We start from the raw sequence: 22,239 nt of genomic DNA on the forward strand, positions 1-22,239 counted from the left end.
TAGACGCCCGCGCAGCCGCTGCAAGGGGCCGGGGCCGTTTGCGCTCAAGGCGGGTTGCCGCGGGGTCGTTCCGGGCCATCTGTGGCAGCGGGCGGCACGGCAGCGAGGGGCGCGGGATGGCCGACACGCGCGGAACGGCGGCGCAGGCGCGCGCGGGACGCAAGGCCCAGCTCTGGGTCGAGTTCGCGCTGCTGTTCGTGGCGGCGCCGCTGGCGATGGCCGTGGTGCTGCCGCCAGACGCGCTGTTTCCGGGGCTGTTCGCCGTCACCGTGCTGGGAATCGCCCTGCTGCACCTGACGCCGGGCTTCGGCTGGGACGAGCTGGTGCAAGGGGCGGGGCGGATCTCGCCGCTGCTGGTGCTGGGCTGGTCGGTGGCGACGGCGGCCACGGGCTATGGCGTGGTGCAGGCGACGGCGCCCGAGGCCTTCGGGCGGCTGGTCACAGGCAATCCGCGCCTGATGCTGATGATCGCGGTGCTCTATCCTGTGCTGTCGGCGCTGCCGCAGGAGCTGCTGTTCCGTCCGCTGTTCTTTCGCCGCTACGGCCTGCTGCTGCCGGGTGGGGCGTGGGCGCAGGTGACGCTGAACGCGGCGCTCTTCTCGATGGCGCATCTGATGTACTGGAGCTGGGTGGTCGCCGCGATGACCTTCTTCGGCAGCCTCGCCTTCGGCTATTCCTACCGCATCCGCCGCAACTTTCCCGAGGCGCTGCTGCTGCACGCGATCTCGGGGATCATCGTGTTTGCGCTGGGGCTGGGCGTGTTCTTCTATTCCGGGAACGTGACGCGGCCGTTCTGAGGGATAATGCGGGAGGCGCGGCCTTGGCGAATTTGAGCCCTCAACAGACTTCCCGCGAGGGCCGCCAACTCATCCGTGGCAGTGCCAGCCCAACCTGCCCGATCTACAGTCGCATTCGAAAGAAAATGACACGCTCGGTCTCTTCAAAGCCCATGGCCGCGTGGAAAGCGTGGCTTTCCTCGTTTGCGAGATCTGCGTCTGAGCCAAGCTCTGAACATCCGGATTCGCTCGCCCAGGATCGGACCGCTCGCAACAATTGGGCACCGAGGCCACGTTGCCGATGTGCGGGACGCACGAAGATACCCTCCAGAAAAGCAACCGGCGTCGTATCGCACCCGTTCACGTGGTCCCGGCGCAAGGCGGCTTCCGCGAAGGCAAGGAGATCACCCTTACCACCGTCCTCCAAGAAGGTGGCGCATTCCGTTCGGGGCCTTGAAAGCATCGCCGCTATCTCGTCCCGATGCTCGTCGAGCGACGTATCCTCCCAAAGCTGGGCGCGCAATTCAGCCCATGCCTCGATATCCGCAGGTTTGGCGATCCGTATCGGCATTTTTCAAGCTTGCCTGCAGTCAAGAACGTCTGCAACGTCCGCGAACCCGACATCCAAATGGCTTGTTTCCCGGCAGCTCACCCCATCGGCGCTGCGCTGAATTCGGCAAGGGGCCGCGCCGACGGCGGCCCCCCGCGGGGCCGTCACTCGGCGGCGTGGCGCTGTTCGGCGGGGACGTCGTCGCGATAGAGGTAGTCGCGGCTCAGCGGAACGGCGTCGTGGCGATGGGTGAGCTGCACCTGGAAGACGACCTGTCCGGTGTGCCGGAAGCTCATCTCGCAGGCGATCAGGTAATAGCGCCACATCCGGCAGAACCGCTCGTCATAAAGCTCGCGGGCGCGGTCCTCGTTCGCGGTGAAGCGCGCCTCCCACTGCCTGAGCGTCTCGGCATAGTGCAGCCGCCAGACCTCGATGTCGGTGGCGATGAGGTGTTCGGGTTCGACCCGCGCCATCATCTCGGACAGGGCCGGGACGTAGCCGCCGGGGAAGATGTACTTGGCGATCCACGACGAGGTGGTGCCCGGCGGCTCGGCCCGGCCGATCGTGTGGATCAGGGCGACGCCGTCCTCGGTCAGCTTGTCGTGGATGTGGCTGAAATACTCGCGGTAATAGGGCACGCCGACATGCTCGAACATGCCGACCGACACGATGCGGTCGAAGGTGCCCTCGACCTCGCGGTAATCCTGCAGGCGGAAGTCGACCTTGTCCTCCAGCCCTTCGGCCCGGGCGCGTTCCTTGGCGACCTTGATCTGCTCTTCGCTGAGCGTCACGCCCACGACTTCGGCGCCGTAATCCCGCGCCAGCGTCAGGCCCATGCCGCCCCAGCCGCAGCCGATGTCGAGCACGCGCATCCCCGGCTCGATCAGGAGCTTGCGGGCGATGTGATGCTTCTTGGCCTCCTGCGCTTCGTCGAGGCGCATGCCACGACGCGGGAAGTAGCCGCAGGAATACTGTTTGTCGGCGTCGAGAAACAGATCGTAGAGCTCGCCCGACAGGTCGTAGTGATGGGCGACGTTGTCCTTCGACCGTCCCATGACGTTGTTCTGCTGGAGCCACCGGAAGGTCTTGCGCGCGGCGTTCAGGATGCGCTGGGTCCAGTAGCCGTTGCGCGACTTGCCGTTGGTCAGCGCGATCGTCATGAAGCCGCGCAGGTCGTCGTTCTCGATCGTCAGCGTGCCGTCGGTATAGGCCTCGCCCACGCCGAGATCGGGATCGCGCAGGAGCTTCGGTATGATCGCGGTCTGGTGCAGGGTGACGTGCACCGTCGTGCCCGTCCCGTCACCGTACTGGCCGACGCTTCCGTCGGGATAGGTGACCTTCAGCGATCCGGTTTCGATGATTTGTCGGACGAACCGGTCCAGAAGCCATCTCCACATTTTCACCCCCTTGAGGCGCGTCGAACGCCGGGTGTCGGCTTTCGGCTGCCTGTCCTTTCTGAATGCGTGCGCGCCCCACCGCGCGCCTCCGGCCATAATGGTGCGACAATCGTGCAAAAATTCAATGCCCCCCGAGGGGTAAGCGTTGCTGCGCGGTCACGGTTTTCAAGATCTTGCGCCATGTCGGCTGACATGTGCAATATTCTGGCAACGACCGGATCGGGCCTCGGGCGACGCGCGCGGGCGTCTCCCTTGACTTCGCGCGGCGGGCAAGGTGTATCGGCCCGCAACCGAGCCACCCCTCGCCCCGGAAGGACCTTTCCATGCACGCCTATCGCAGCCAGACCTGCGCCGATCTCACCTCTGCCAACGTGGGCGATACCGTGCGCCTGTCCGGCTGGGTCCATCGCGTGCGCGACCACGGCGGGGTGCTGTTCGTCGACCTGCGCGACCATTACGGCGTGACGCAGTGCCTGTGCGACGGCGACAGCCCGGTCTTCGACCAGGTTGAGAAGATCCGCAGCGAATGGTGCATCCGCATTGACGGCACCGTGAAGGCGCGCGCGCCCGACCTGGTGAACCCCAAGATCCCCACCGGCGAGATCGAGGTCTTCATCCGCGACATCGAGGTGCTGGGCAGCGCCAAGGAACTGCCGCTGACCGTGTTCGGCGACCAGGAATACCCCGAGGAGACGCGCCTGCGCTATCGCTTCCTCGACCTGCGGCGGCAGGCGCTGCACGACAACATGGTGCTGCGGTCGGAGGTGGTGAAGGACCTGCGCCAGCGGATGTGGGACCAGAACTTCAACGAGTTCCAGACCCCGATCCTGACCGCCTCGTCGCCCGAGGGCGCGCGCGACTTCCTGGTGCCCTCGCGGCTGCATCCGGGCAAGTTCTACGCGCTGCCGCAGGCGCCGCAGCAGTTCAAGCAGCTGATCATGGTGTCGGGTTTCGACAAGTACTTCCAGATCGCGCCCTGCTTCCGCGACGAGGACCCGCGCGCCGACCGCTCGCCCACCGACTTCTACCAGCTCGACATGGAGATGTCCTTCGTCGAGCAGGACGACGTGTTCGCCACGATCGAGCCCGTCGTGCGCGGCTGCTTCGAGCGGTTCGGCGGCGGCCGCACCGTCGACGCGGTGTTCCCGCGCATCCCATACGCCGAGGCGATGCTGAAATACGGCACCGACAAGCCGGACCTGCGCAACCCGATCGAGATGGAGATCGTCAGCGAGCATTTCCGCGGCTCGGGCTTTGCCATCTTCGCCAAGCTGCTGGAGCAGGAGGGCACCGAGATCCGCGCGATCCCCGCGCCCGGCGGCGGCTCGCGCAAGTTCTGCGACCGGATGAACGCCTTTGCCCAGCACGAGGGGCTGCCGGGGATGGGCTATATCTTCTGGCGCGAGGGCGAGAACGGTCCCGAGCCGGCGGGACCGCTGGCCAAGAATATCGGCCCCGAGCGGACCGAGGCGATCCGCCAGCAGCTGGGTCTGGGCAAGGGCGACGCGGCGTTCTTCCTGGGAGGCAAGCCGGACTCGTTCGTCGGCGTGGCGTCGCGGGCGCGGAATGTCATCGGCACCGAGCTGGGCCTGACCGACGAGAACCGGTTCGCCTTTGCCTGGATCGTCGACTTCCCGATGTACGAGAAGGACGAGGAAAGCGGCGAGATCGACTTCAGCCACAACCCGTTCTCGATGCCGCAGGGCGGGCTCGAGGCGCTGGACGGCGACCCGCTGGAGGTGAAGGGTTACCAGTACGACCTGGCCTGCAATGGCTATGAGCTGGTGTCGGGCGCAATCCGGAACCACCGGCCGGACATCATGTTCAAGGCGTTCGAGATCGCCGGCTACGGTGAGGACGAGGTGCGCACCCGCTTCGGCGGCATGGTCAACGCGTTCCAGTACGGCGCGCCTCCGCATGGCGGCTGTGCCGCCGGTATCGACCGGATGGTGATGCTGCTGGCGGATGAGGTGAATATCCGCGAGGTCATCATGTTCCCGATGAACCAGCGGGCCGAGGACCTGATGATGGGCGCACCGTCCGATCCGACGAACGAGCAGCTGCGCGAGTTGCGGCTGCGGGTGCTGCCGCCCGAGGACTAGGGCAGGGGCGGGCGCGTCCGGGCGCCTAGCCGCAATCAGGGACGGGCCGATGGACCTTGCCGACTGGACGCCGCCACCGCTGCCCCCGCGGATCGCCCTCGACGGGCGGTTCGCCCGGCTCGAACCGCTGGGCCCCGACCACGCCGAGGGCCTGTTCGACGCGTTCCGCGAGGATGCCGAGGGCGCGATGTGGCGGTATCTTCCGACGGGGCCGTTCGACAGCCTCGCCGCCTATCGGGCCTGGCTGGACACCGCCCGCCTGCAACACGACCCGTTGCATTTCGCGGTGCGCATGCGCGACGGCCGGCTGGGCGGCACGCTGAGCCTGATGCGGATCGCCCCCGCTTCGGGCAGCATCGAGGCCGGCTGGCTGACCTATGCGCCGCGACTGCAACGCACGCCCGAATCGACCGAGGCGCTGGTCCTGCTGATGCGCTGGGCGTTCGAGGCGGGGTATCGGCGCTTCGAGTGGAAGTGCGACGCCGCCAACATCCCGTCGCGCCGCGCCGCCGAGCGCTTCGGGATGAGCTATGAGGGCATCTTTCGGCAGGCGACCGTGGTGAAGGGGCGCAACCGCGACACCGCTTGGTTCGCCGCCATCGACTCCGAATGGCCGCAGCTGCGCGCCGCGTTCGAGACCTGGCTGGCGCCGGAGAACTTCGACGCGGCCGGGCGGCAGCGCCAGCCCCTCGGTGAGCTGACGCGACCGATCCTTGTCTCCCGCGATCCCGGTTAGACGATCGGGTTGGGGATGTCCTTGGGATGCAGCACGACGCGGCTGTCCATCGGCACGCGGTCGTAGAGGTCCACGATCTGCGCATTGACCAGCCGCGCGCAGCCGTTCGACACGTCGAATCCGATCGTGTCGGGCTTGTGCGTGCCGTGGATGCGCAGGAACGTGTCGCCGCGGTCGGGCTGGAACAGGTAGAGCGCGCGCGCGCCCAGAGGATTCGTCGGGCCGCCGGGCATGCCGTCCTCGTACTGGCCGTAGTGATCGGGCTCGCGCTCGATCATGTCGGGCGTGGGCGTCCAGCTGGGATATTCCTTCTTGGCGCCGACATAGAACTCGCCGGATTCGTACAACCGGTCGCGGCCGACGCCGACGAAATAGCGGATCGCCTGGAAGTCCGGCAGCGTCCAGTACAGCCGGTACTGGTCCGGCACGACATGGATCTCGCCCGACGCAATCTCGGTCTGGAGGTTGACGCGGGCCGGCGCGAAACCGGCCGGAAGATCGACGAGGTTCGCGTCCCTCGGGTCGGCGGTTTGCGCGTGGACGGCCGGCGCGGCGAGGGCGGCGGTCGTCGTGGCGAGAAACTGTCGACGGCTCAACATGGCAGACTCCTTCTGCGGGGTGGGAGACTAGGCTGCCCAACGGCCCTCGAGTCTGACAGGTTCCCCGGCACTTGCATCACACAGCTGTGTGAGGCTTGCGGGCCGCGCTGCGGGGTGGCATCGCGGGCCGAAAAGCGAAAAAGGGACGCCGATGCTGAGTGACCTGCGGGCGGCGGGATTCGACATTCTTGCCAAGAACCATGCCGAGGCGATCCTGGCGCATGACTTCCCCCGCCAGATCGAAGAGCTGGAGACGGTTCTGCGGGATTTTCGCATCTCGCTGCGCGAGCTGGTGGGCGGCGGCGGCGGCGAGTCGGGCCAGACCCAGCGCATGCGCCACGAGTTGAGCGACCTGGGCTGGGGCAAGCACCGTTTTGCGGTCCAGACCGTTGTGGACGGGCGCGAGCGCGAGGCGGTGAGCCACGAGGTCGATCACGTCCGGTTTGCCGCGAACGGCTCTCTCGCGCTGGAGATCGAGTGGAACAACAAGGATCCGTTCTTCGACCGCGATCTCGAGAACTTCCACCGTCTGCACGCGCTGTCGGCGATCTCTCTCGGGGTGATCGTGACGCGGGGGCGGTCGATGCAGGATGCCATGCTGCGCCGGATCACCGGCTGGATGCGGGACGAGGGGCTGACCGACGAGGACGATCTGGACCGGCTGGGCCTTGGCAGCCGCACGGCGGCGCAGAAGCGCAACGTCGCCCGGCAGGTTGCGCGGGGCGTGCCGTTTCCCGAAGCCTTCTCCAAGAAGTTCGTCGCCGACAAGTTCGGCCCCGCCACGACCCACTGGGCCAAGCTCGAGGACCGGGTCGCGCGGGGTGTGGGGAATCCGTGCCCGCTGCTGCTGATCGGTCTGCCCGAGACGATCCTGACGGCCTGACCTATTCGGCGGCCATTCCGGAATTGTAGGGGTAGGTCTTCCAGCTGGGTTTGTAGTCGGAATCGGCCTGGTTGCCCCAGACCGTCCAGCCGTCGCGGATGCCGCGGCCGAAGAGCTCCAGGTAGGGGCCCCACGAGCATTGCTCGATCAGGTCGTATTGCTCGTCCGGCTTGCGGGAATGTTCACGCTTGCGGGTCTGGATCATGTTGACCTGCCGCCGCCCCGCGGCTTCGGTCCGGGCGTTCTTGCCCCGCGTGCCGAACAGCAGAAGTTCGGTCACGTTGCGGAAGTAGAAGCCCACGCCGCGCCCGTCAGAGCCGCCGTCCTTGCGGATCTTGTGCCAGACGATGTTCGACTTGTAGTCGAAGCCCCAAGCCTGCAGCACGGCCAGCCCCTCGGGCAACAGCGCGTTCGGCACCCACAGGTAGCAATGCGCGCGATCCTCGAGATGCTGGGCCACGGGCAGGGCGCAGATCTCGTCCACGGTGAGCGTCGGATAGCGCGACAGGCGCTTGTGCTCGGGCGCGACCTTGCCGGTGCGGTTGGTGAATCGCCACGGCGGATCCGCCATGACGCAGCCGAACCGGTCGGTGCCGAGGAATTGCTGCAGGTCTTGAGAAGGGTCGCCGCACATGTCCAACATCTAGCGCCAAGCCCCGCCCTGCTGCAATTCCAAACTGCCGCCCCGCGCCGATGATCTGCGCGGAACGTAGAGCGAACATCCTAGTCGGCGGAGCACCGCCAGTCAATCATCCGGACAGAGGCTGCGGCGATTGGAGCAATTGCGGGCCGCCCCGGTTGGGCGTAGCGTCGCTGCATCTGCAAAGGAGCCGGATGGCCGATGGCCAAGCGATCCGATATCGCGGCGATCCGCATGGGCTACGGCCTTGGCGGCGCGCCGATGCCCGAAGATCCCGACGCCATTGTCGCCGGTCTGCTGACCGACGACGACCAGCGCAAGGCCTATCCGATGACTGGGCTTGCACAGGCCAGCGTTCTGGCGGCGCAGTTGCAGGCTGCGCGGCGCGATCTGCGCAAGGGTGTCGACGGCGCCAAGGACGAGGCCAAGACCCTGCGCCGCGCCGTGATCGCGGCGCGCGACGGCGCCGCCCGTCAGCGGCTGGCCCGAATCCTCGACACCGACACGCCGTTCCGCGAACGCCTGACGGGGTTCTGGGTGGATCACTTCACCGCGGTCGGGCAGGGGCCGGGCCGCTGGGCTCTGGTCCCGGCCTTCGTGGACGAGGCGGTGCGCCCGAACATAGCCGGCCGTTTCGCCGATCTTCTCAAGGCGGCGGTGCTGCATCCGCTGATGCTGGAATATCTCGATCAGAGCCGCTCGGCCGGTCCGAACTCTCGCGTGGGGCGCACGCAGCGGCGCGGGATGAACGAGAACCTCGCGCGTGAGGTGCTTGAGCTGCACACCCTGGGCAGCACCGGCACCTACAGCCAGGCCGACGTGCGGCAGTTCGCCGAGCTTCTGACCGGCATGACCTACACACCCCGCAAGGGCGTGCGCTTTCAGCCGGCGCTGGCCGAACCCGGCCCCGAGTCGGTGCTGGGGGCGACCTATGGCGGGCCCGGCGGGCCGGCGCAGGCCGACATTACCGAGTTCCTCGAGGATCTGGCCGTGCATCCCGACACGGCGCGGCACGTGGCGCGCAAGCTGGCGGTGCATTTCCAAGCCGACACGCCCGATCCCGATCTCGTCGCCAGCCTCGAACGCGCCTACCGGGACAGCGGCGGCGCGCTGACCGAGGTGTATCGCGCTCTCCTGTCCCATCCCGCGATGTGGACCGAGCCGGGCGGCAAGGCCAAGCAGCCCTTCGATTTCGTCGCCTCGTCCTTCCTGGCGCTGGGCATGCAGGGCAGCGAGGTGGCCGGCTGGAAGCGCCGCGACTGGCGCCAGTACGTCGAGCAGCCGATGGTGAAGATGGGGCAGGACTTCTTCTCGCCGCCGGGGCCGGATGGCTGGCCCGAGGCGGCGGACGCCTGGATCACGCCGCAGGGCCTGTCGCAGCGCATCGTCTGGTCGATGCGTACGCCGGCGGCGCTGCGGGACACGCTGCCCGATCCGCGAGCCTTCGTGCAGACCGCGCTTGGCAGTACGGCCAGCCGGCGGCTCGCATGGGCGGTGGGTGCGGCCGAGACCCGACCGCAGGGCGTTGGGCTGGTCCTGTCGGCCCCAGAGTTCAACAGAAGGTAGGTCGCATGGCCGATATCACACGCCGGGGTCTCTTGCGCGGCGGCGCGGCGGTGCTGGGATGTTCCGCCGCGGCGTTCCCGCTGACGACGACCGTGACGATGGCGAGCGCGCCGTGGGACGAGCGGCTGGTGGTGCTGATCCTGCGCGGCGCGATGGACGGGCTGGACGTGGTGCGCCCGGTGGGCGACCCGCATTTCGCGCCCGCCCGCGCGGGGCTGTTCGACGCCGCGGCGCCGGGGCTGCCGCTGGACGGGTTCTTCACGCTGCACCCCTCGCTCAAGCCGCTGCATCCCCTGTGGGGCAAGGGCGAGCTGGGCGTGGTGCACGCCGTCTCGACCCCCTACCGCGACAAGCGCAGCCATTTCGATGGACAGGACCTGCTTGAGGCCGGGACCGGCATGGATGTCTCCCGCCTGGCGGCGCGGGACGGCTGGCTGAACCGGATGTTGCAGACGGTCGGCGGGCTGGAGGGGCAGACCGCCTTCGCCATTGGCCGGGACGAGATGAAGGTGCTGCGGGGCAAGGCGCCGGTGATGAACTGGTCGCCGGACGTGGCACTGGACATCACGCCGCAGACCCGTCTGCTGCTTGAGCATGTCTATCACGAGGATCCGCTGTTCCGGGACACCGCGCTCGAGGCGATCGAGCTGGCGGAACTGGCCGAGCCGGACACCTCGACCGAACGCGGGGCGGCGCTGAACGCGCGGCTTCAGGAAGGGCGCAGCTCGTCGATGAACGACCTTGCGGCGTTCGCGGCGGACCGTCTGTATCACGACACGCGGATCGCGGCGTTCTCGGTCCCCGGATGGGACCACCACCGCGGCCAGGCCAAGGTGATGCCGCAGCGGCTGGAGCTTCTGGCCGAGGTGATCGAGACGCTGCGCATCGGCCTGGGCGACGCGTGGTCCAAGACGACGGTGCTGGCGATGACCGAGTTCGGCCGCACCCTGCGCGAGAACGGCACCAAGGGCACCGACCACGGCACCGGGGGCGCGATGCTGATGGCGGGCGGCGCGATTCGCGGCGGGCGCGTGCTGGGCCGGTGGCCGGGCCTGTCCGAGTCGGAGCTCTACGACCGGCGCGACCTGATGCCGACGGGCGATGTCCGCGCCTACGCGGCCTGGGCGATGCGCGGGCTGTTCGGGCTGGAGCGCGGCGTGCTGGAACGCTCGGTCTTTCCCGGCCTCGACATGGGCAGCGATCCGGGCCTGTTGCTGTAGTGTCGCCGCTCATCAGGCCGGGGCGGGGGCGAGGTGCGTCCTGACCGCGTCGAGCAACGCTTCGCGGGGGGGCACGAGCGGCAGGCCGTCATGGCAGGCCCGCAACAGGGCCTCGGCCGCCGCGACCATTTCGGCATCGCCGCAGGATTGCGCGACCCCCAGCGCGAAGCCGGCAGCGTAGCGCGTGGTCCCGGATGCGTTGGGCGCCGCCAGAAGCATCTGCAGATGCGCGAAGTCGTCCTGCAGCGCCGCGGGATCGGGCACGATTTCCTCCATCGGCAGGGGCCGCGGGCCGGACGGTTGCTCGGACTCCGACAGGCGCGAGAGGATCTCGGCCTGGAAAGTGGCCAGCTTGCTCAGCGGTTTCGCCAGGGTGCCGTCGGCGCCGGCCTCCTGCGCCTCTTCCAGCGAGGCTGGATCGCCCGAGATGGCCAGCAGGACCTGCACCCGATGCCTTGCCCCGGCAAGCGAAGTGATCAGGTCCGCGCCCGACCCGTCGGGCAGGCCCATGTCGACGATCGCGATGCTGGGCCGGTAGGTGCACAGGTGCCGCCCCGCCGATTTCAGGCTGTCGGCCCTGCGGATGCGCGCCCCGCTGCGCAGGCACATCAGGCGCAACGTCTCGCTCGCGACGTGGCTGTCCTCGACGACCATGATCGTCTGGCCAAGCAGCGGACGCTCGGCCGTGGGGCGGGGGCGCATGAATTCGGCTTGGACGGACTGCATTGGTCTCTCCGGACATTTCGACGGGTGACGGAGGCATTGACCGCATTTCGCGCTAAGGGCGGGTTAACGTCGCGCCGGGCTTGCCGTTGCAGGGGATCGCCCCCTACAGAGAGGATACCGGCACGCAGGGAGGAACAGATGATCGGACGCCTGAACCACGTGGCCATCGCGGTGCCCGACCTTAAGGCCGCGGCCGCGCAGTACCGCGATACGCTCGGCGCAAGCGTGGGCGCCCCGCAGGACGAGCCTGAGCACGGCGTCACTGTGGTCTTCATCGAACTGCCGAACACGAAGATCGAGCTTCTGTATCCGTTGGGCGAGGGGTCCCCGATCGCTGGTTTCCTCGAAAAGAACCCCGGCGGCGGCATCCACCACATCTGCTACGAGGTCGACGACATTCACGCCGCGCGCGACCGGCTGGCGGCCGAGGGCGCCCGCGTTCTGGGCGGCGGCGAGCCCAAGATCGGCGCGCATGGCAAGCCGGTGCTGTTCCTGCACCCCAAGGATTTCAATGGCTGCCTGATCGAGCTGGAACAGGTGTGACGATCGGCGCCACTCCGCCCGCCGAAGCATATTTTACTTAAAGGTGATCGGTTCCGAGATTGCCTGAACGTCGGCTCTGGACTAATGGATCCACGAAGCAAATCCCTGCTCGTTCATGAGTCGCATCCATGGCTATTACGTCCGCACTCGTCCTCTTCGCCGTGATCTGGTTCATGGCCCTTTTCGTCGCGCTTCCCATCGGTCAGCGCAGCCAGCACGACGAAGGTGTCGTCGTGCCCGGCACGCATGAGGGCGCTCCGGTCGACCTCAACCTCAAGCGCAAGTTCATGTGGGTCACGGCCGTGACCGTCGTGCTCTGGAGCGTGAGCTATGTGCTCGTCGTCACGGATTTCGTCAGCGTGCGGACGCTGGACTGGTTCGGCCGGATGGGGCCAACCGGTGGAACAGGTGCGTGAAGGTCGCCGCCCCCAGCACCGGCACCAACAGATTGACCAGCGGAATCGTCAGCGGCAACGCCATCAGCGCGCCGGCCGCCCAGATCTGCCCGGCGTGACGCCGGCGCATCGCGGCGGCGCCTGACCGCCCGAGCCGTCGTATCGCGACAAGCTGGAAATATTCCCGCCCAAGCAGGTAGCCGTTCAGCGCCAGGAAGATCAGCGGTGCCGCCGGGGCGAGCAGCAGGTACAACACCAGCGCGCCCAGGTTCGCCGCGATCAGCACGCCCAGGAACGACACGCTGTCGTGCAGCGCCTCGGCCCAGGGCACCCGTAGCGCGGGGCCGAGGCCGGGATAATGCCGCGCCTCGACCGCGTCGGCGACGTCGTCGAGGAACAGCGACGTGAAGGCCGAGGCGACGGGCACCATCAGGAACACCGAAAGCGCCATCATCAGCAGCAGCGACGCGCCGGATGCGAGCCCGTCGACCCAGGTGACCTGCCCGATCCAGGGCAGGCTGAACGAATCCGGCACCATCCAGCCGACGAGGTAGAAGACCGCCACGTAGACGGCGACCAGCAGCAGGACGGTCAGCCCGATCCCCCGCGCCAGCACGCGGCTGAACCGGGGATCGCCGATCTGGCCCAGGGCGCGGAGTGCGTCGGTGACGATCATGTGGCGACCCAGCTGACCTTGGCGTCGAGGTCGGGACGCGGGCGGTCGGGCGGTTCGGCGGTCTCGGTGCCGATATGGATCAGGCCGCCCACCCATTCGACGCTGCTGAGGCCAAGCGCCTCTTCCATGAACATCGGGTCGTGGCTGGCCCAGCCGGTCAGCCAGTTCGCGCCCCAGCCCGAGGCCAGCGCGGCGTTCAGAAGCTGCAGGCACACCGCCCCGACCGAGAGGGTCTGCTCGATCTGAGGGATCTTGTCCGAGGCTTCGGGGCAGGCGATCACCGCCACCACGAGATGCGCGTCGGCGTATTGCCGGCGCTGTTTCTCGATGTCCTCCGGTGCCTTTCCGAGCGCGGCGCCCCGCGTCTCGACGTAGCCGGCCAGCCGCAGTAGCGCCTCGCGCTCGAGCACGATGAAGCGCCAGGGCTCGAGCTTGCCGTGGTCCGGGCTGCGGCCGGCGGCGCGCAGGATCGGTTCGAGCGCGGCGCGGTCGGGGACCGGTGATGTGAGCGTCTTGGCCGGGCGCGAGCGGCGCGTCAGCAGAAAGTCGAGCGCCGCCGGATTGGGCTGGGGCATGGGGATCTCCGTGGCCGTGTCCGCGCCGATGTCGGCGCTGTCGGGGTCGGGGTCAAGGGCGGGCGGACGGGTCAGGTGCCGTGGAAGGCCGCGAGCTCGTCGATCCAGCCGTCGATGAACCGCGATTGCGCCGGGCCCGGTTGCCGCGCGGCGATCATGTCGGCCAGCGGATCGGGCGCCTCGATCGCGCTGTCGGACAGCGCGCGGATCACGGCGTGGCCGCAGAACGGCACGTAGAGTTCGGAATAGCCGCCCTCGTGCACGCAGGCCATGCGGCCGCCGCAGGTGTCGGCGGCCAACTGCATCGTCCGCTGGGCAAGGGCGCGGAAGGTCTCGACGCTGGCCAGCATCCGCCCCAGCGGGTCGATTGCCGCGGCGTCATAGCCGCACGCCACGACGATGACGTCTGGGGCGAACCGCGCGATGGCGGGCGCGGCGATGCGGTCGAACGCGGCGAGGTAGCCGTCGTGCCCCGTGCCGGGTGGCAGCGGGATGTTGACGTTGCAGCCTGTCCCGTCGCCCTCGCCGCACGCGTCGGCGTCGCCGGTCTCGAGCGGGTAGTTGTGCTCCTGGTGCAGCGAAACGGTGAGCACGTCGTCGCGGTCGTAGAAGATCGCCTCGGTCCCGTTGCCGTGATGCACGTCCCAGTCCAGCACCGCGACGCGCCCGGCCAGCCCTTCGGCCAGCACCGATTCCACCGCGACGGCGATGTTCGCCAGCAGGCAGAACCCGTTGGGCCAATCCGGCAGGCAATGGTGGCCCGGCGGGCGCGACAGCGCGTAGGCGGTCTCGGTCTGCCCCGACAGGACCGAGCGCAGCGCGCCGGTGGCCAGCCCCGCCGACAGCGCCGCGATCTCGAACCCGCCCTTCGAGAAGGGCGTGCGCAGGCCCAGCTCGCCGCCGCCGGCGTCGGAGACGGCCTGGAACCGGTCGAGGAACGCTTCGGGATGGACCCGCAGCAGGTCGTCGCGCGACGCGGGCGGTGCCGTCTGCGGCGTCACTTCGGACCAGAGGCCCGTGACCTCCATCAGTGTCTTGAGACGGCGCTTGGTCTCGGGCGATTCCGGCAACCCGCCGGCCGCCTGCGGCTGGACCAGCCCGCCCACCGGCACGGTGAAGGCGTAGGTGCCGCCGGCATGCCAGAAGCAGCGTTCGTCCCAGAAAAAACCGGTGGCCATCGGGTGCCCCTTTCGCGTCAATTGGCGTGAGAGTGAAACGAGCCCCCCGCGATGTCCAGCAAGCGCCCGCCCGACCTGTCCCACCTTGCCGCCCCCGGCGCCGAACTGCGGCTGCGCGCGACGCCGGGCGCCTCGCGCGACGCCATCGTCGAAGAGGCGGGGCAGTTGCGGGTGCATGTCACCGCGCCGCCGGCGGACGGCAAGGCGAATGCGGCGATTCTCAAGATGCTGGCCAAGGCGCTGGGCGTGCCTAAATCCCGCCTGTCGCTCGTACGCGGGGCAAGTGGGCGGGACAAGGTGGTGCGCGTCGACTAGCGCGTGTTCCTGCGCAGCCGGTAGACGCCTTCGGGCAGGTCGAGCGCTGCGGACAGGTCGCGCAGTTGCGCCATCGAGAAGGTGACGGTCTGCTCCCGATCCGTCCGCGGATCGAGCTGCGTGACCGTCACACATTCCTCGAAGGCGGAGACGATGATGTCCTCCTGCCGGTATTGCGCGGGATCGTCGACGAGGGTGACGACGGTGGCGTCGAAGTCGTGCTCGATGCTGAACATGGGTCGAGACTATCCCCGATAATGGCAGGCGCAAGTCATAGCAGTGACGTGCCGACGCAGGGCGCGCGGGGCACTGGCCCTCGGCCGCATGGCCGTTAAGGTAGGCCCGATGCGACGTGGAGGTGCGGTAATGCGATGGGCGATCCTTGGGCTGGCAGTGGCTCTGGCAGGCTGTGCCGTTCCGCCGCCGCAGCAACAGTCCGGCGGCACGACGACCAGCGCCCCCTCGCGACAGCAGGTCCAAGCCCGGTCGACGGAGGCGCGGGCCGACCGCGCGGCGAGCAACTTCTTCAACGTGATCACGCGGGTCGAGCCTGTGGCCGAGCAGGAATGTCGCCGGCGCACCGGGCCGGGCACCAACTGCGATTTCGCCATCGTCGTCGACGACCGGGTCGAGGTGCCGCCCAACGCGTTCCAGACCGTCAGTCGCGACGGACGGCCGGTCGTGGGCTTTACCATTTCCCTGATCGCCGAAGCGCGGAACCGCGACGAGCTGGCCTTCATCCTGGGCCACGAGGCGGCGCACCACATCTCGGGCCACCTGGACCGCAGCCAGGCCAACGCGATGTCCGGGGCGATCCTCGCCGGGGCGCTGGCGACGCTGGGCGGCGCGGGGCCGGATGCCGTGCGGCAGGCGCAGAGCCTTGGCGCGACGATGGGCGCGCGGCGCTATTCCAAGGGCTACGAGCTCGAGGCCGACGCCCTGGGCACGGTGATCGCGGCACGGGCGGGGTACGATCCGGTGGTCGGTGCGCAGTATTTCGCCCGGTCTCCCGATCCCGGCAACTCGTTCCTTGGCACCCACCCGCCCAATTCCGAGCGCATCGCGACGGTTCGGCGGATCGCGGCAGGATTGTGACGCCGAAGCGGTCGATCCGGCGATAATCACGCGCCAACCACTCCGCGTCAGTATTCCGCCGCGGAGGTGGTGGATCGCACAATACGGCATCTGGCGGGCGGACCATCCGCCGTGCCGACTGGCCCGGCGCGATCTTCTCTCTCGTCGCGGGCAGCGCGCGGGTGACCGGCGCGCGCTAGCGGGTTTCGTCGGCGAGCCATGTCAGCGTGTCGTCGTCGGCCGAACAGGTCTCCCACGTGATCGCGGGCACGTCGTAGGGATGCCGCGTCTGCAAGAGCGTCGCCAGTTCGTCGACCCGCGCCGCGACGGTCTTGAGCGTCAGTACGTGCTCGTCCTCTTCCTCGACCGCGTCGTTCCAGGTGAACACGCTTGTCACGGGGCCGTAGATGTTGGCGCAGGCGGCAAGACGCCCGGCCACCGCGGCCCGTGCGAGGGACAGGGCACAGTCACGGTCGGGGCAGGGCACGGAAAGCGTTACGGGTTGGGTCATGGAACAAGCCTATCGACCGCAGCGTGCATGGCAACCACCCCACCGTCGCGCGATTCGCGGCTGGACCAACGTTGCGTGGGACGGGGCGCGATGCCGGTGCCTGAGGCGTTTCTTCGTGGACGATTCTTCCAAAGATACCGCATCGTTTCGCCTGCGGCGTCGGTGTTAACGAAATAGGAACCAATTGGCCGATTCCGAGGCGACGGAGACTGGCCTTCGCATCGAACACCTTTAAGTTGTGTCTGGCGGTGCGTTTGTCATGCGGTCGACGATACGGCGACCTGCGAAATTGGAGCATGGAATGTTCTACGATCTTCGGGGCGACACGATCGGCACCTATGACGAGGCCCATGTGGAGGGGCACCGCGCCTCGGAACTGCGCCTGCGCCTCTCGGGGGTCCGGGCGATGGGCCGGGCCGACGAACGCTTCCAGCTGCAGCAGGTCGCGCCGCCCTCGGGCGAAGCCGCGCCCTCAAGGTTGTATTTCGCGCTGCACGGTCCCGGTGGCGATCTGATCGCGGCCGACCTGATCGCGCGGGCCGAGGCGATGCGCGGCCTTGCGGGGGGCGACAATCACGTCGTGTTCGAGACGGGGGGAAGCGGTGCGCGCATCCTCCTGGACCTCGACGGTCTGCGGCGGCATCCCCAGACGCGTTTCTACGGCAAGCAGCAGCGGACCACGCCGGCCCGCCGTGGCGGCAGGGCCGACATCCCGTCCGTCTGCTTCACCGAGGGCACCCCGATGCTGAGCGGCGTCGGCCGCCGCAACGTCGAGGAGCTGGAAATCGGCGACGGCGTCTGGACGCTGGATCGCGGCATCCGTCCCCTGCGCTGGAAGACCGAGATGTCGGTCAGGTTCGACGACAGCAACGCGCATCTGCGCCCGATCCGGTTCGACAGTCATGCCCTTGCCACGGGTTATCCGGACAAGCCGGTCTGGCTGGCGCCGGGGCACCGCGTGCTGGTCAGCGGTTGGCGGGCGGACCTGTTCTTCGGCGTCTCGGAGGTGCTGGTCCCGGCGGCGGCGCTGACCCAGTGGAAGGGTGTGGCGCGCGACGACGAGATCGCGGAGGTGCGTTATCACTGCTTGCTGCTCGACACCCACGAAGTCGTCAGCGCCGGCGGGCTGATGTGCGAGACGCTGTTCCCGCGCGAGGCGCTGGACGCCACGTCCTCGGCGCGGGCGCAGGCGGCGATCCGCAAGGCGTTCCCGCAGCTGAAGATGCTGAACGGTCGTCTCTGCGGCCCGGCCGCGCGCACGGTGGCCACTGCCGAGGGGCAGTTGAGCCACACCGGCGGCGCGCTGTCCTGACCGTCAGAGTCGGCCCCAGAGGTCGTACTCGCCCGTCTCGTCCACCTCGACCGTGACGATGTCGCCCACTAACAGATGCGCGGTGTCCTCGTCGATGAAGAGGCATCCGTCGATCTCGGGGGCGTCCGCGCGAGTCCGGCAGGTGGCGATGCCGTCGGTGTCGATGTCGTCCACGATCACCTCCTGCCGCGTGCCCAGCTTTGCGGCGAGGCGGATCTCGGAGATGGCCTGCGCCTTTTGCATGAAGCGTTCCCAGCGCTCCTGCTTGATCTCGTCGGGGACGTGATCGGGCAGGGCGTTCGACCGCGCGCCGGCGACATTCTCGTACTGGAAGCAGCCGACCCGGTCGAGCTGAGCCTCGTCCAGCCAGTCGAGCAGTGTGGCGAATTCCTCTTCCGTCTCGCCGGGATAGCCGACGATGAAGGTGGAGCGCAGGGCGATGTCGGGACAATCCGCGCGCCAGGCGGCGATCTCGTCCAGCGTCCGCGCCGCGGCGGCGGGGCGCGCCATCCGGCGGAGCGTGTCGGGATGGGCGTGCTGGAACGGGATGTCGAGATAGGGAAGGATCAGGCCCTCGGCCATCAGCGGGATCAGACCTCGGACATGGGGGTAGGGATAGACGTAATGCAGCCGGACCCAGGCGCCGAGCCCGCCCAGATCGCGTGCGAGGGCGTGGATCGGCGCCTTCGCGTCGCGGTCGCGCCAATCGGTGCCATAGGCGGAGGTGTCTTGGCTGATGACGAGGAGCTCCCGGACCCCAGACTCGACCAGCTTCTCGGCTTCCCGCAGAACCGCGCGGTGCGGCCGCGACTGGAGCCGGCCGCGCATGTCGGGGATGATGCAGAACCGGCAGGCATGATTGCAGCCCTCGGAAATCTTGAGATAGCTGTAATGCCGCGGCGTCAGCCGGATGCCGGCCTCGGGGAGGAGGTCGACGAACGGATCGGGTGCGGCGGGCACCGCCTCGTGGACGGCGTCGAGCACTTGCTCGTACTGGTGCGGCCCCGTCACCGCGAGCACCTTGGGATGCGCGCCGGTGATGTAGTCGGGCTCGGCCCCGAGGCAGCCGGTGACGATCACGCGCCCGTTCTCGGCCAGCGCCTCGCCGATCGCGTCGAGGCTTTCCGCCTTGGCGCTGTCGAGAAAGCCGCAGGTGTTCACGATCACCGCGTCGGCGCCGGCATACTCGGCCGAGATGCCGTAGCCCTCGGCCCTGAGGCGGGTCAGGATGCGCTCGCTGTCGACGAGGGCCTTGGGACAGCCCAGCGAGACCATGCCGATCGTCGGCTGGCCGTCGCGGTTTGTTTCGGCGATGCGGGCGCGGGAGAGGTCGGGGCGCAGCTCTGGCGGGTTCTGGCTCATCCGCCGGTGTATACGCCCGCGCAGATGCCGCGGGAAGCTCTATCATGCGGCCGCGCCGTGCGGCGCGACATGATGTCGGCATCGCCCTGCGGGCGCTGCGTCACGCCGGGCCTGGCGGCCCGGCGGTGCCTCCGGCGGGGATATTTCGGGGCAGAAGAAGGGCCGCTGCGCCTGGTGTCAGCGCTTGCGGTCGCGGCGGTTGTTCATCGGCTGGAAGGCGACGCCGACATGGGCCTCGCAATAGGGCTTGCCGGTCTGGACGGGGAGGCCGCAGAACCAGAAATCCTCGGTCGCCGGGTCGCCCACGGGCCACTTGCAGGTCCGTTCGGTCAGTTCCATCAGGCCGAGCCTCTTGGCCTTCTTCTCGACCTCGCGGACGCTTTCCAGGGCCTCGGCGGAAATCTCGTTCGCCGAGGGCTGCGGCGGCAGCGGTTGGCCGGCGGGAATGATCGACTTGCGCATCGGGGTGGGTGCCACGGTGGGTTCGGGCTCCTCTGTCTCGGGACGTTTCGGTTCGGGCGCCGGCTCGGCCGCCTGGGGCGGTGCCGCGGGCTCGGGGGCCGGGTCGGGCGCGGGGGGCGCGGCCTGCGCGGGGGCCTCGGGCTCGGCCTCGGGCGTGCCGCCGGTGCGGTTCGACAGACCGAGGCGATGGACCTTGCCGATCACCGCATTGCGCGTCACGCCGCCCAGTTCCTTGGCGATGCGGCTGGCCGACTGGCCTTCGGACCACATCTTCTTGAGCATCTCGACACGTTCGTCGGTCCAGGACATCGCCGCTTCCTTCGCAATGGAGGGACTTGTCCGCCCCCGCCTTGAGTTTTCTCGGAAACCTCTATTCTAAGCATCCGCGAGGGGGCAAACAAGAACCGCCCCACCGATGAAAAGGAGCGCGTCATGGCCGACACGATGCAGATGGGCACCCGCCGCTTCGGGCGCTGGAACTGGATGGGTCTCTATACCCTTGCCGAGCGGGAGGTGCGCCGGTTCCTTGCCGTCTGGACCCAGACGCTGATGGCGCCGCTGATCACCGCGGGGCTGTTCCTGGCCGTCTTCGCGCTGGCGATCGGGCCGACGCGGGGCGAGGTGATGGGGGTGCGCTTCGTCGAGTTCCTGGCGCCGGGAATCCTGATGATGAACGTGATCCAGAACGCCTTCGCGAACACGTCGTCATCGATCATGATCGCCAAGGTGCAGGGCAACATCATCGACACGCTGATGCCGCCGCTGTCGCCGCTGGAAATGGTGATCGGCTACATGGCCGGCGCGGTCGGGCGCGGCGTGTTCGTCGCCGTTGCGATCTGGATCATGATGGCGGTCTTCGTGGGCGTCGGGCTGAGCTATCCGATCTGGGCGCTTGTCTTTGTCGTCCTGGGCTCGGCCTTTCTCGGCGGGCTGGGGATCATCGCGGCGATCTTCGCCACCAAGTTCGACCAGATGGCGGCGATCACCAACTTCATCATCACGCCGCTGAGCTTTCTGTCGGGGACGTTCTACTCGATCGAGACGTTGCCGCCGGCGATGTTCTGGCTGACGCACCTGAACCCGGTCTTCTACCTGATCGACGGGGTGCGCTACGGGGTGATCGGCACATCCGACAGCTCTCCCTGGCTGGGACTGGTGATCTGCCTGGCCGCCACGGCGGCGGTGCTGGCGGTGTGCTGGCACTGGTTCAAGCGCGGCTACCGGCTGAAGGCCTGACGGCTGGACAGGAGCGGCGGAAGCGTCTAACGCTTCCGCCATGAATACCGCGATCCGCAACCTTCCCGCGATCCGACGTCGACGCCGCCGCGTCTGAGACGTCCCGTGTTCCTGCGCCCGGACGGGGCGCGTCCGTTCCCGAAATATTGACTTGCCCGCAGCCCTTTGGCACCACTCGGGCTTCTTCCCGCGAAGGAAACCGCCATGATCCCGTCGATCCTGCCGACCTATACCCGTGCGCCGCTCAGCTTCGTCAAGGGCGAGGGCAGCTGGCTGGTCGAGGCCGACGGGCGCCGATTCCTGGACATGGGGGCCGGGATCGCGGTGAACGCGCTGGGGCACGCCCATCCGGCGCTGGTCGAGGCACTGACGCGGCAGGCCGAGACGCTGTGGCATGTCTCGAACCTCTACAACATTCCCGCGCAACAGGACCTGGCCGACCGGCTGGTGGCGGCGACCTTTGCGGACACGGCGTTCTTCACCAATTCGGGGACCGAGTCCTGCGAACTGGCGGTGAAGATGGCGCGGAAGCACTTCCACGAGGCGGGACAGCCCGACCGGGTCGAGATCCTGACCTTTTCCGGCGCGTTCCACGGCCGGTCGACGGCCGGGATTTCCGCCGCGGGGTCCGAGAAGATGACCAAGGGCTTCGGGCCGATGCTGCCGGGCTTCGTGCATCTTCCCTTCGGCGACCACGAGGCGATGCGCGCGGCGGTGACCGAGCGGACCGCGGCGATCCTGATCGAGCCGATCCAGGGCGAGGGCGGGATCCGGCCCCTGCCGGACGTGTGCCTGAAAGGGCTGCGCGAGCTGTGCGACGAACACGGTCTGCTGCTGATCCTCGACGAGGTGCAGTGCGGCATGGGTCGGACGGGGCGGCTGTTCGCCCACGAATGGGCCGGGATCACGCCGGACATCATGATGATCGCCAAGGGCATCGGCGGCGGCTTTCCCCTGGGGGCCGTGCTGGCGACCGAGCGTGCGGCGGCCGGAATGACGGCAGGCACCCACGGCTCGACCTATGGCGGCAACCCCCTGGGCTGTGCCGTCGGTTCGAAGGTGATGGAGATCGTGGCTGATCCCGGTTTCCTCGCGGAGGTCTCGCGCAAGGCGGGGCTCCTGCGCCAGAAGCTCGAGGGAGTGGTCGCCGCCCATCCCGACGTGTTCGAGAGCGTGCGCGGCGAGGGGCTGATGCTGGGCGTGGTCTGCCGCGCGCCGAATGCCGACGTGGTCAAGGCCGGCTTCGCGGAAGAGATGCTGACGGTGCCGGCGGCCGAGAACGTCGTCCGGCTGCTGCCGCCGCTGACCATCGGCGACGACGAGATCGCCGAGGCCGCGGCGCGTCTGGACCGCGCGGCCGCGCGGGTGCGGGCGGATGCGGCCTGAGGCCCGCGGGACATCGGAG

The 22,239-nt window shown here is 68.5% G+C and carries 25 protein-coding genes; 13 read left to right on the plus strand and 12 right to left on the minus strand.

What is annotated here, in order from left to right:
• Positions 1 to 116 precede the first annotated feature (116 nt).
• Positions 117 to 797, plus strand: a complete 681-nt coding sequence (locus BMZ25_RS04720) for a CPBP family intramembrane glutamic endopeptidase (RefSeq protein ID WP_092689167.1) — start codon at positions 117 to 119, stop codon at positions 795 to 797.
• A 103-nt stretch (positions 798 to 900) separates the two neighbouring features.
• Here the strand turns inward: BMZ25_RS04720 and aac(6') are convergent, their stop codons facing one another.
• Positions 901 to 1,347, minus strand: coding sequence for an aminoglycoside 6'-N-acetyltransferase (gene aac(6'), locus BMZ25_RS04725; protein WP_092689170.1), 447 nt, complete (start codon positions 1,345 to 1,347; stop codon positions 901 to 903).
• A 143-nt stretch (positions 1,348 to 1,490) separates the two neighbouring features.
• Positions 1,491 to 2,723, minus strand: a complete 1,233-nt coding sequence (locus BMZ25_RS04730) for an SAM-dependent methyltransferase (protein WP_092689173.1) — start codon at positions 2,721 to 2,723, stop codon at positions 1,491 to 1,493.
• Between the two features lie 323 nt (positions 2,724 to 3,046).
• On the opposite strand from BMZ25_RS04730, the gene aspS reads away from it, so the two are divergent.
• Together aspS and BMZ25_RS04740 are read left to right on the plus strand one after the other, a co-directional pair.
• Positions 3,047 to 4,825: an aspartate--tRNA ligase gene (gene aspS / locus BMZ25_RS04735; protein ID WP_092689175.1), complete on the plus strand. Its 1,779-nt coding sequence runs from the start codon at positions 3,047 to 3,049 to the stop codon at positions 4,823 to 4,825.
• Positions 4,826 to 4,874: 49 nt separating this feature from the next.
• Positions 4,875 to 5,561: a GNAT family N-acetyltransferase gene (locus tag BMZ25_RS04740; RefSeq protein ID WP_092689178.1), complete on the plus strand. Its 687-nt coding sequence runs from the start codon at positions 4,875 to 4,877 to the stop codon at positions 5,559 to 5,561.
• Here the strand turns inward: BMZ25_RS04740 and BMZ25_RS04745 are convergent.
• Positions 5,558 to 6,157 (minus strand): L,D-transpeptidase, encoded by a 600-nt coding sequence (locus BMZ25_RS04745; protein ID WP_408033424.1) that lies wholly within the window; start codon positions 6,155 to 6,157, stop codon positions 5,558 to 5,560. The genes BMZ25_RS04740 and BMZ25_RS04745 overlap by 4 nt on opposite strands.
• Before the next feature lie 154 nt (positions 6,158 to 6,311).
• Here BMZ25_RS04745 and BMZ25_RS04750 point away from each other — a divergent pair, with 154 nt between their 5' ends.
• Positions 6,312 to 7,043, plus strand: coding sequence for a BglII/BstYI family type II restriction endonuclease (locus tag BMZ25_RS04750; RefSeq protein ID WP_092689184.1), 732 nt, complete (start codon positions 6,312 to 6,314; stop codon positions 7,041 to 7,043).
• A gap of 1 nt (position 7,044) precedes the next feature.
• Here BMZ25_RS04750 and BMZ25_RS04755 read toward each other — a convergent pair whose 3' ends face one another.
• On the minus strand, positions 7,045 to 7,677 hold the full coding sequence (locus BMZ25_RS04755) for an MT-A70 family methyltransferase (RefSeq protein WP_092689187.1): 633 nt from the start codon (positions 7,675 to 7,677) through the stop codon (positions 7,045 to 7,047).
• 207 nt (positions 7,678 to 7,884) lie between these two features.
• On the opposite strand from BMZ25_RS04755, the gene BMZ25_RS04760 reads away from it, so the two are divergent.
• Entirely contained in the window at positions 7,885 to 9,249 is a 1,365-nt protein-coding gene (locus BMZ25_RS04760) for a DUF1800 domain-containing protein (protein WP_092689189.1), read from the plus strand.
• 5 nt (positions 9,250 to 9,254) lie between these two features.
• Positions 9,255 to 10,469 (plus strand): DUF1501 domain-containing protein, encoded by a 1,215-nt coding sequence (locus BMZ25_RS04765; protein WP_092689191.1) that lies wholly within the window; start codon positions 9,255 to 9,257, stop codon positions 10,467 to 10,469.
• Between the two features lie 12 nt (positions 10,470 to 10,481).
• Here the strand turns inward: BMZ25_RS04765 and BMZ25_RS04770 are convergent, their stop codons facing one another.
• Positions 10,482 to 11,195 (minus strand): response regulator, encoded by a 714-nt coding sequence (locus BMZ25_RS04770; protein WP_092689195.1) that lies wholly within the window; start codon positions 11,193 to 11,195, stop codon positions 10,482 to 10,484.
• A gap of 138 nt (positions 11,196 to 11,333) precedes the next feature.
• Between BMZ25_RS04770 and mce the strand changes: the two genes are divergently transcribed.
• Positions 11,334 to 11,738 carry a methylmalonyl-CoA epimerase gene (mce, locus tag BMZ25_RS04775; RefSeq protein WP_092689197.1) on the plus strand — a complete coding sequence of 135 codons (405 nt, stop codon included), beginning with the start codon at positions 11,334 to 11,336 and terminating at the stop codon, positions 11,736 to 11,738.
• Positions 11,739 to 11,866: 128 nt separating this feature from the next.
• Positions 11,867 to 12,154 carry a DUF1467 family protein gene (locus BMZ25_RS04780; protein WP_092689200.1) on the plus strand — a complete coding sequence of 96 codons (288 nt, stop codon included), beginning with the start codon at positions 11,867 to 11,869 and terminating at the stop codon, positions 12,152 to 12,154.
• Here BMZ25_RS04780 and BMZ25_RS04785 read toward each other — a convergent pair.
• The 3 genes from BMZ25_RS04785 to BMZ25_RS04795 all read right to left on the minus strand — a co-directional run bounded on the left by BMZ25_RS04785 (position 12,093) and on the right by BMZ25_RS04795 (position 14,562).
• Complete coding sequence (locus tag BMZ25_RS04785; RefSeq protein ID WP_092689203.1) at positions 12,093 to 12,809, minus strand: EI24 domain-containing protein; 717 nt, start codon at positions 12,807 to 12,809, stop codon at positions 12,093 to 12,095. The two genes, BMZ25_RS04780 and BMZ25_RS04785, sit on opposite strands and share 62 nt — an antisense overlap.
• Entirely contained in the window at positions 12,806 to 13,384 is a 579-nt protein-coding gene (locus BMZ25_RS04790; RefSeq protein WP_092689209.1) for a nitroreductase family protein, read from the minus strand. Before BMZ25_RS04790 ends, BMZ25_RS04785 begins: the two co-directional genes overlap by 4 nt.
• 71 nt (positions 13,385 to 13,455) lie before the next feature.
• Complete coding sequence (locus tag BMZ25_RS04795; RefSeq protein WP_092689212.1) at positions 13,456 to 14,562, minus strand: class II histone deacetylase; 1,107 nt, start codon at positions 14,560 to 14,562, stop codon at positions 13,456 to 13,458.
• Positions 14,563 to 14,613: 51 nt separating this feature from the next.
• Here BMZ25_RS04795 and BMZ25_RS04800 point away from each other — a divergent pair, with 51 nt between their 5' ends.
• On the plus strand, positions 14,614 to 14,877 hold the full coding sequence (locus BMZ25_RS04800) for a DUF167 domain-containing protein (RefSeq protein ID WP_092689214.1): 264 nt from the start codon (positions 14,614 to 14,616) through the stop codon (positions 14,875 to 14,877).
• On the opposite strand, the gene BMZ25_RS04805 is transcribed toward BMZ25_RS04800, so the two are convergent.
• Positions 14,874 to 15,113, minus strand: a complete 240-nt coding sequence (locus tag BMZ25_RS04805; protein ID WP_092689219.1) for a hypothetical protein — start codon at positions 15,111 to 15,113, stop codon at positions 14,874 to 14,876. The genes BMZ25_RS04800 and BMZ25_RS04805 overlap by 4 nt on opposite strands.
• A gap of 130 nt (positions 15,114 to 15,243) precedes the next feature.
• On the opposite strand from BMZ25_RS04805, the gene BMZ25_RS04810 reads away from it, so the two are divergent.
• Positions 15,244 to 15,972 carry a M48 family metalloprotease gene (locus BMZ25_RS04810; protein WP_092689221.1) on the plus strand — a complete coding sequence of 243 codons (729 nt, stop codon included), beginning with the start codon at positions 15,244 to 15,246 and terminating at the stop codon, positions 15,970 to 15,972.
• 175 nt (positions 15,973 to 16,147) lie between these two features.
• Here BMZ25_RS04810 and cutA read toward each other — a convergent pair whose 3' ends face one another.
• Positions 16,148 to 16,462: a divalent-cation tolerance protein CutA gene (gene cutA, locus BMZ25_RS04815; protein ID WP_092689224.1), complete on the minus strand. Its 315-nt coding sequence runs from the start codon at positions 16,460 to 16,462 to the stop codon at positions 16,148 to 16,150.
• A gap of 301 nt (positions 16,463 to 16,763) precedes the next feature.
• On the opposite strand from cutA, the gene BMZ25_RS04820 reads away from it, so the two are divergent.
• On the plus strand, positions 16,764 to 17,774 hold the full coding sequence (locus BMZ25_RS04820) for a Hint domain-containing protein (protein ID WP_177190382.1): 1,011 nt from the start codon (positions 16,764 to 16,766) through the stop codon (positions 17,772 to 17,774).
• A 3-nt stretch (positions 17,775 to 17,777) separates the two neighbouring features.
• Here the strand turns inward: BMZ25_RS04820 and rimO are convergent, their stop codons facing one another.
• Positions 17,778 to 19,136 (minus strand): 30S ribosomal protein S12 methylthiotransferase RimO, encoded by a 1,359-nt coding sequence (rimO, locus tag BMZ25_RS04825; protein ID WP_092689228.1) that lies wholly within the window; start codon positions 19,134 to 19,136, stop codon positions 17,778 to 17,780.
• Positions 19,137 to 19,313: 177 nt separating this feature from the next.
• Complete coding sequence (locus BMZ25_RS04830; RefSeq protein WP_092689231.1) at positions 19,314 to 19,907, minus strand: GcrA family cell cycle regulator; 594 nt, start codon at positions 19,905 to 19,907, stop codon at positions 19,314 to 19,316.
• A 123-nt stretch (positions 19,908 to 20,030) separates the two neighbouring features.
• On the opposite strand from BMZ25_RS04830, the gene BMZ25_RS04835 reads away from it, so the two are divergent.
• Together BMZ25_RS04835 and BMZ25_RS04840 are read left to right on the plus strand one after the other, a co-directional pair.
• Positions 20,031 to 20,834: an ABC transporter permease gene (locus tag BMZ25_RS04835; protein ID WP_235859774.1), complete on the plus strand. Its 804-nt coding sequence runs from the start codon at positions 20,031 to 20,033 to the stop codon at positions 20,832 to 20,834.
• Between the two features lie 204 nt (positions 20,835 to 21,038).
• A complete protein-coding gene (locus tag BMZ25_RS04840; protein ID WP_092689234.1) occupies positions 21,039 to 22,220 on the plus strand; it encodes an aspartate aminotransferase family protein in 1,182 nt (393 codons plus the stop codon).
• Positions 22,221 to 22,239 lie beyond the last annotated feature (19 nt).

This window comes from Tranquillimonas rosea, from assembly GCF_900111315.1.
GTDB classification, from domain to species: Bacteria; Pseudomonadota; Alphaproteobacteria; order Rhodobacterales; family Rhodobacteraceae; genus Tranquillimonas; species Tranquillimonas rosea.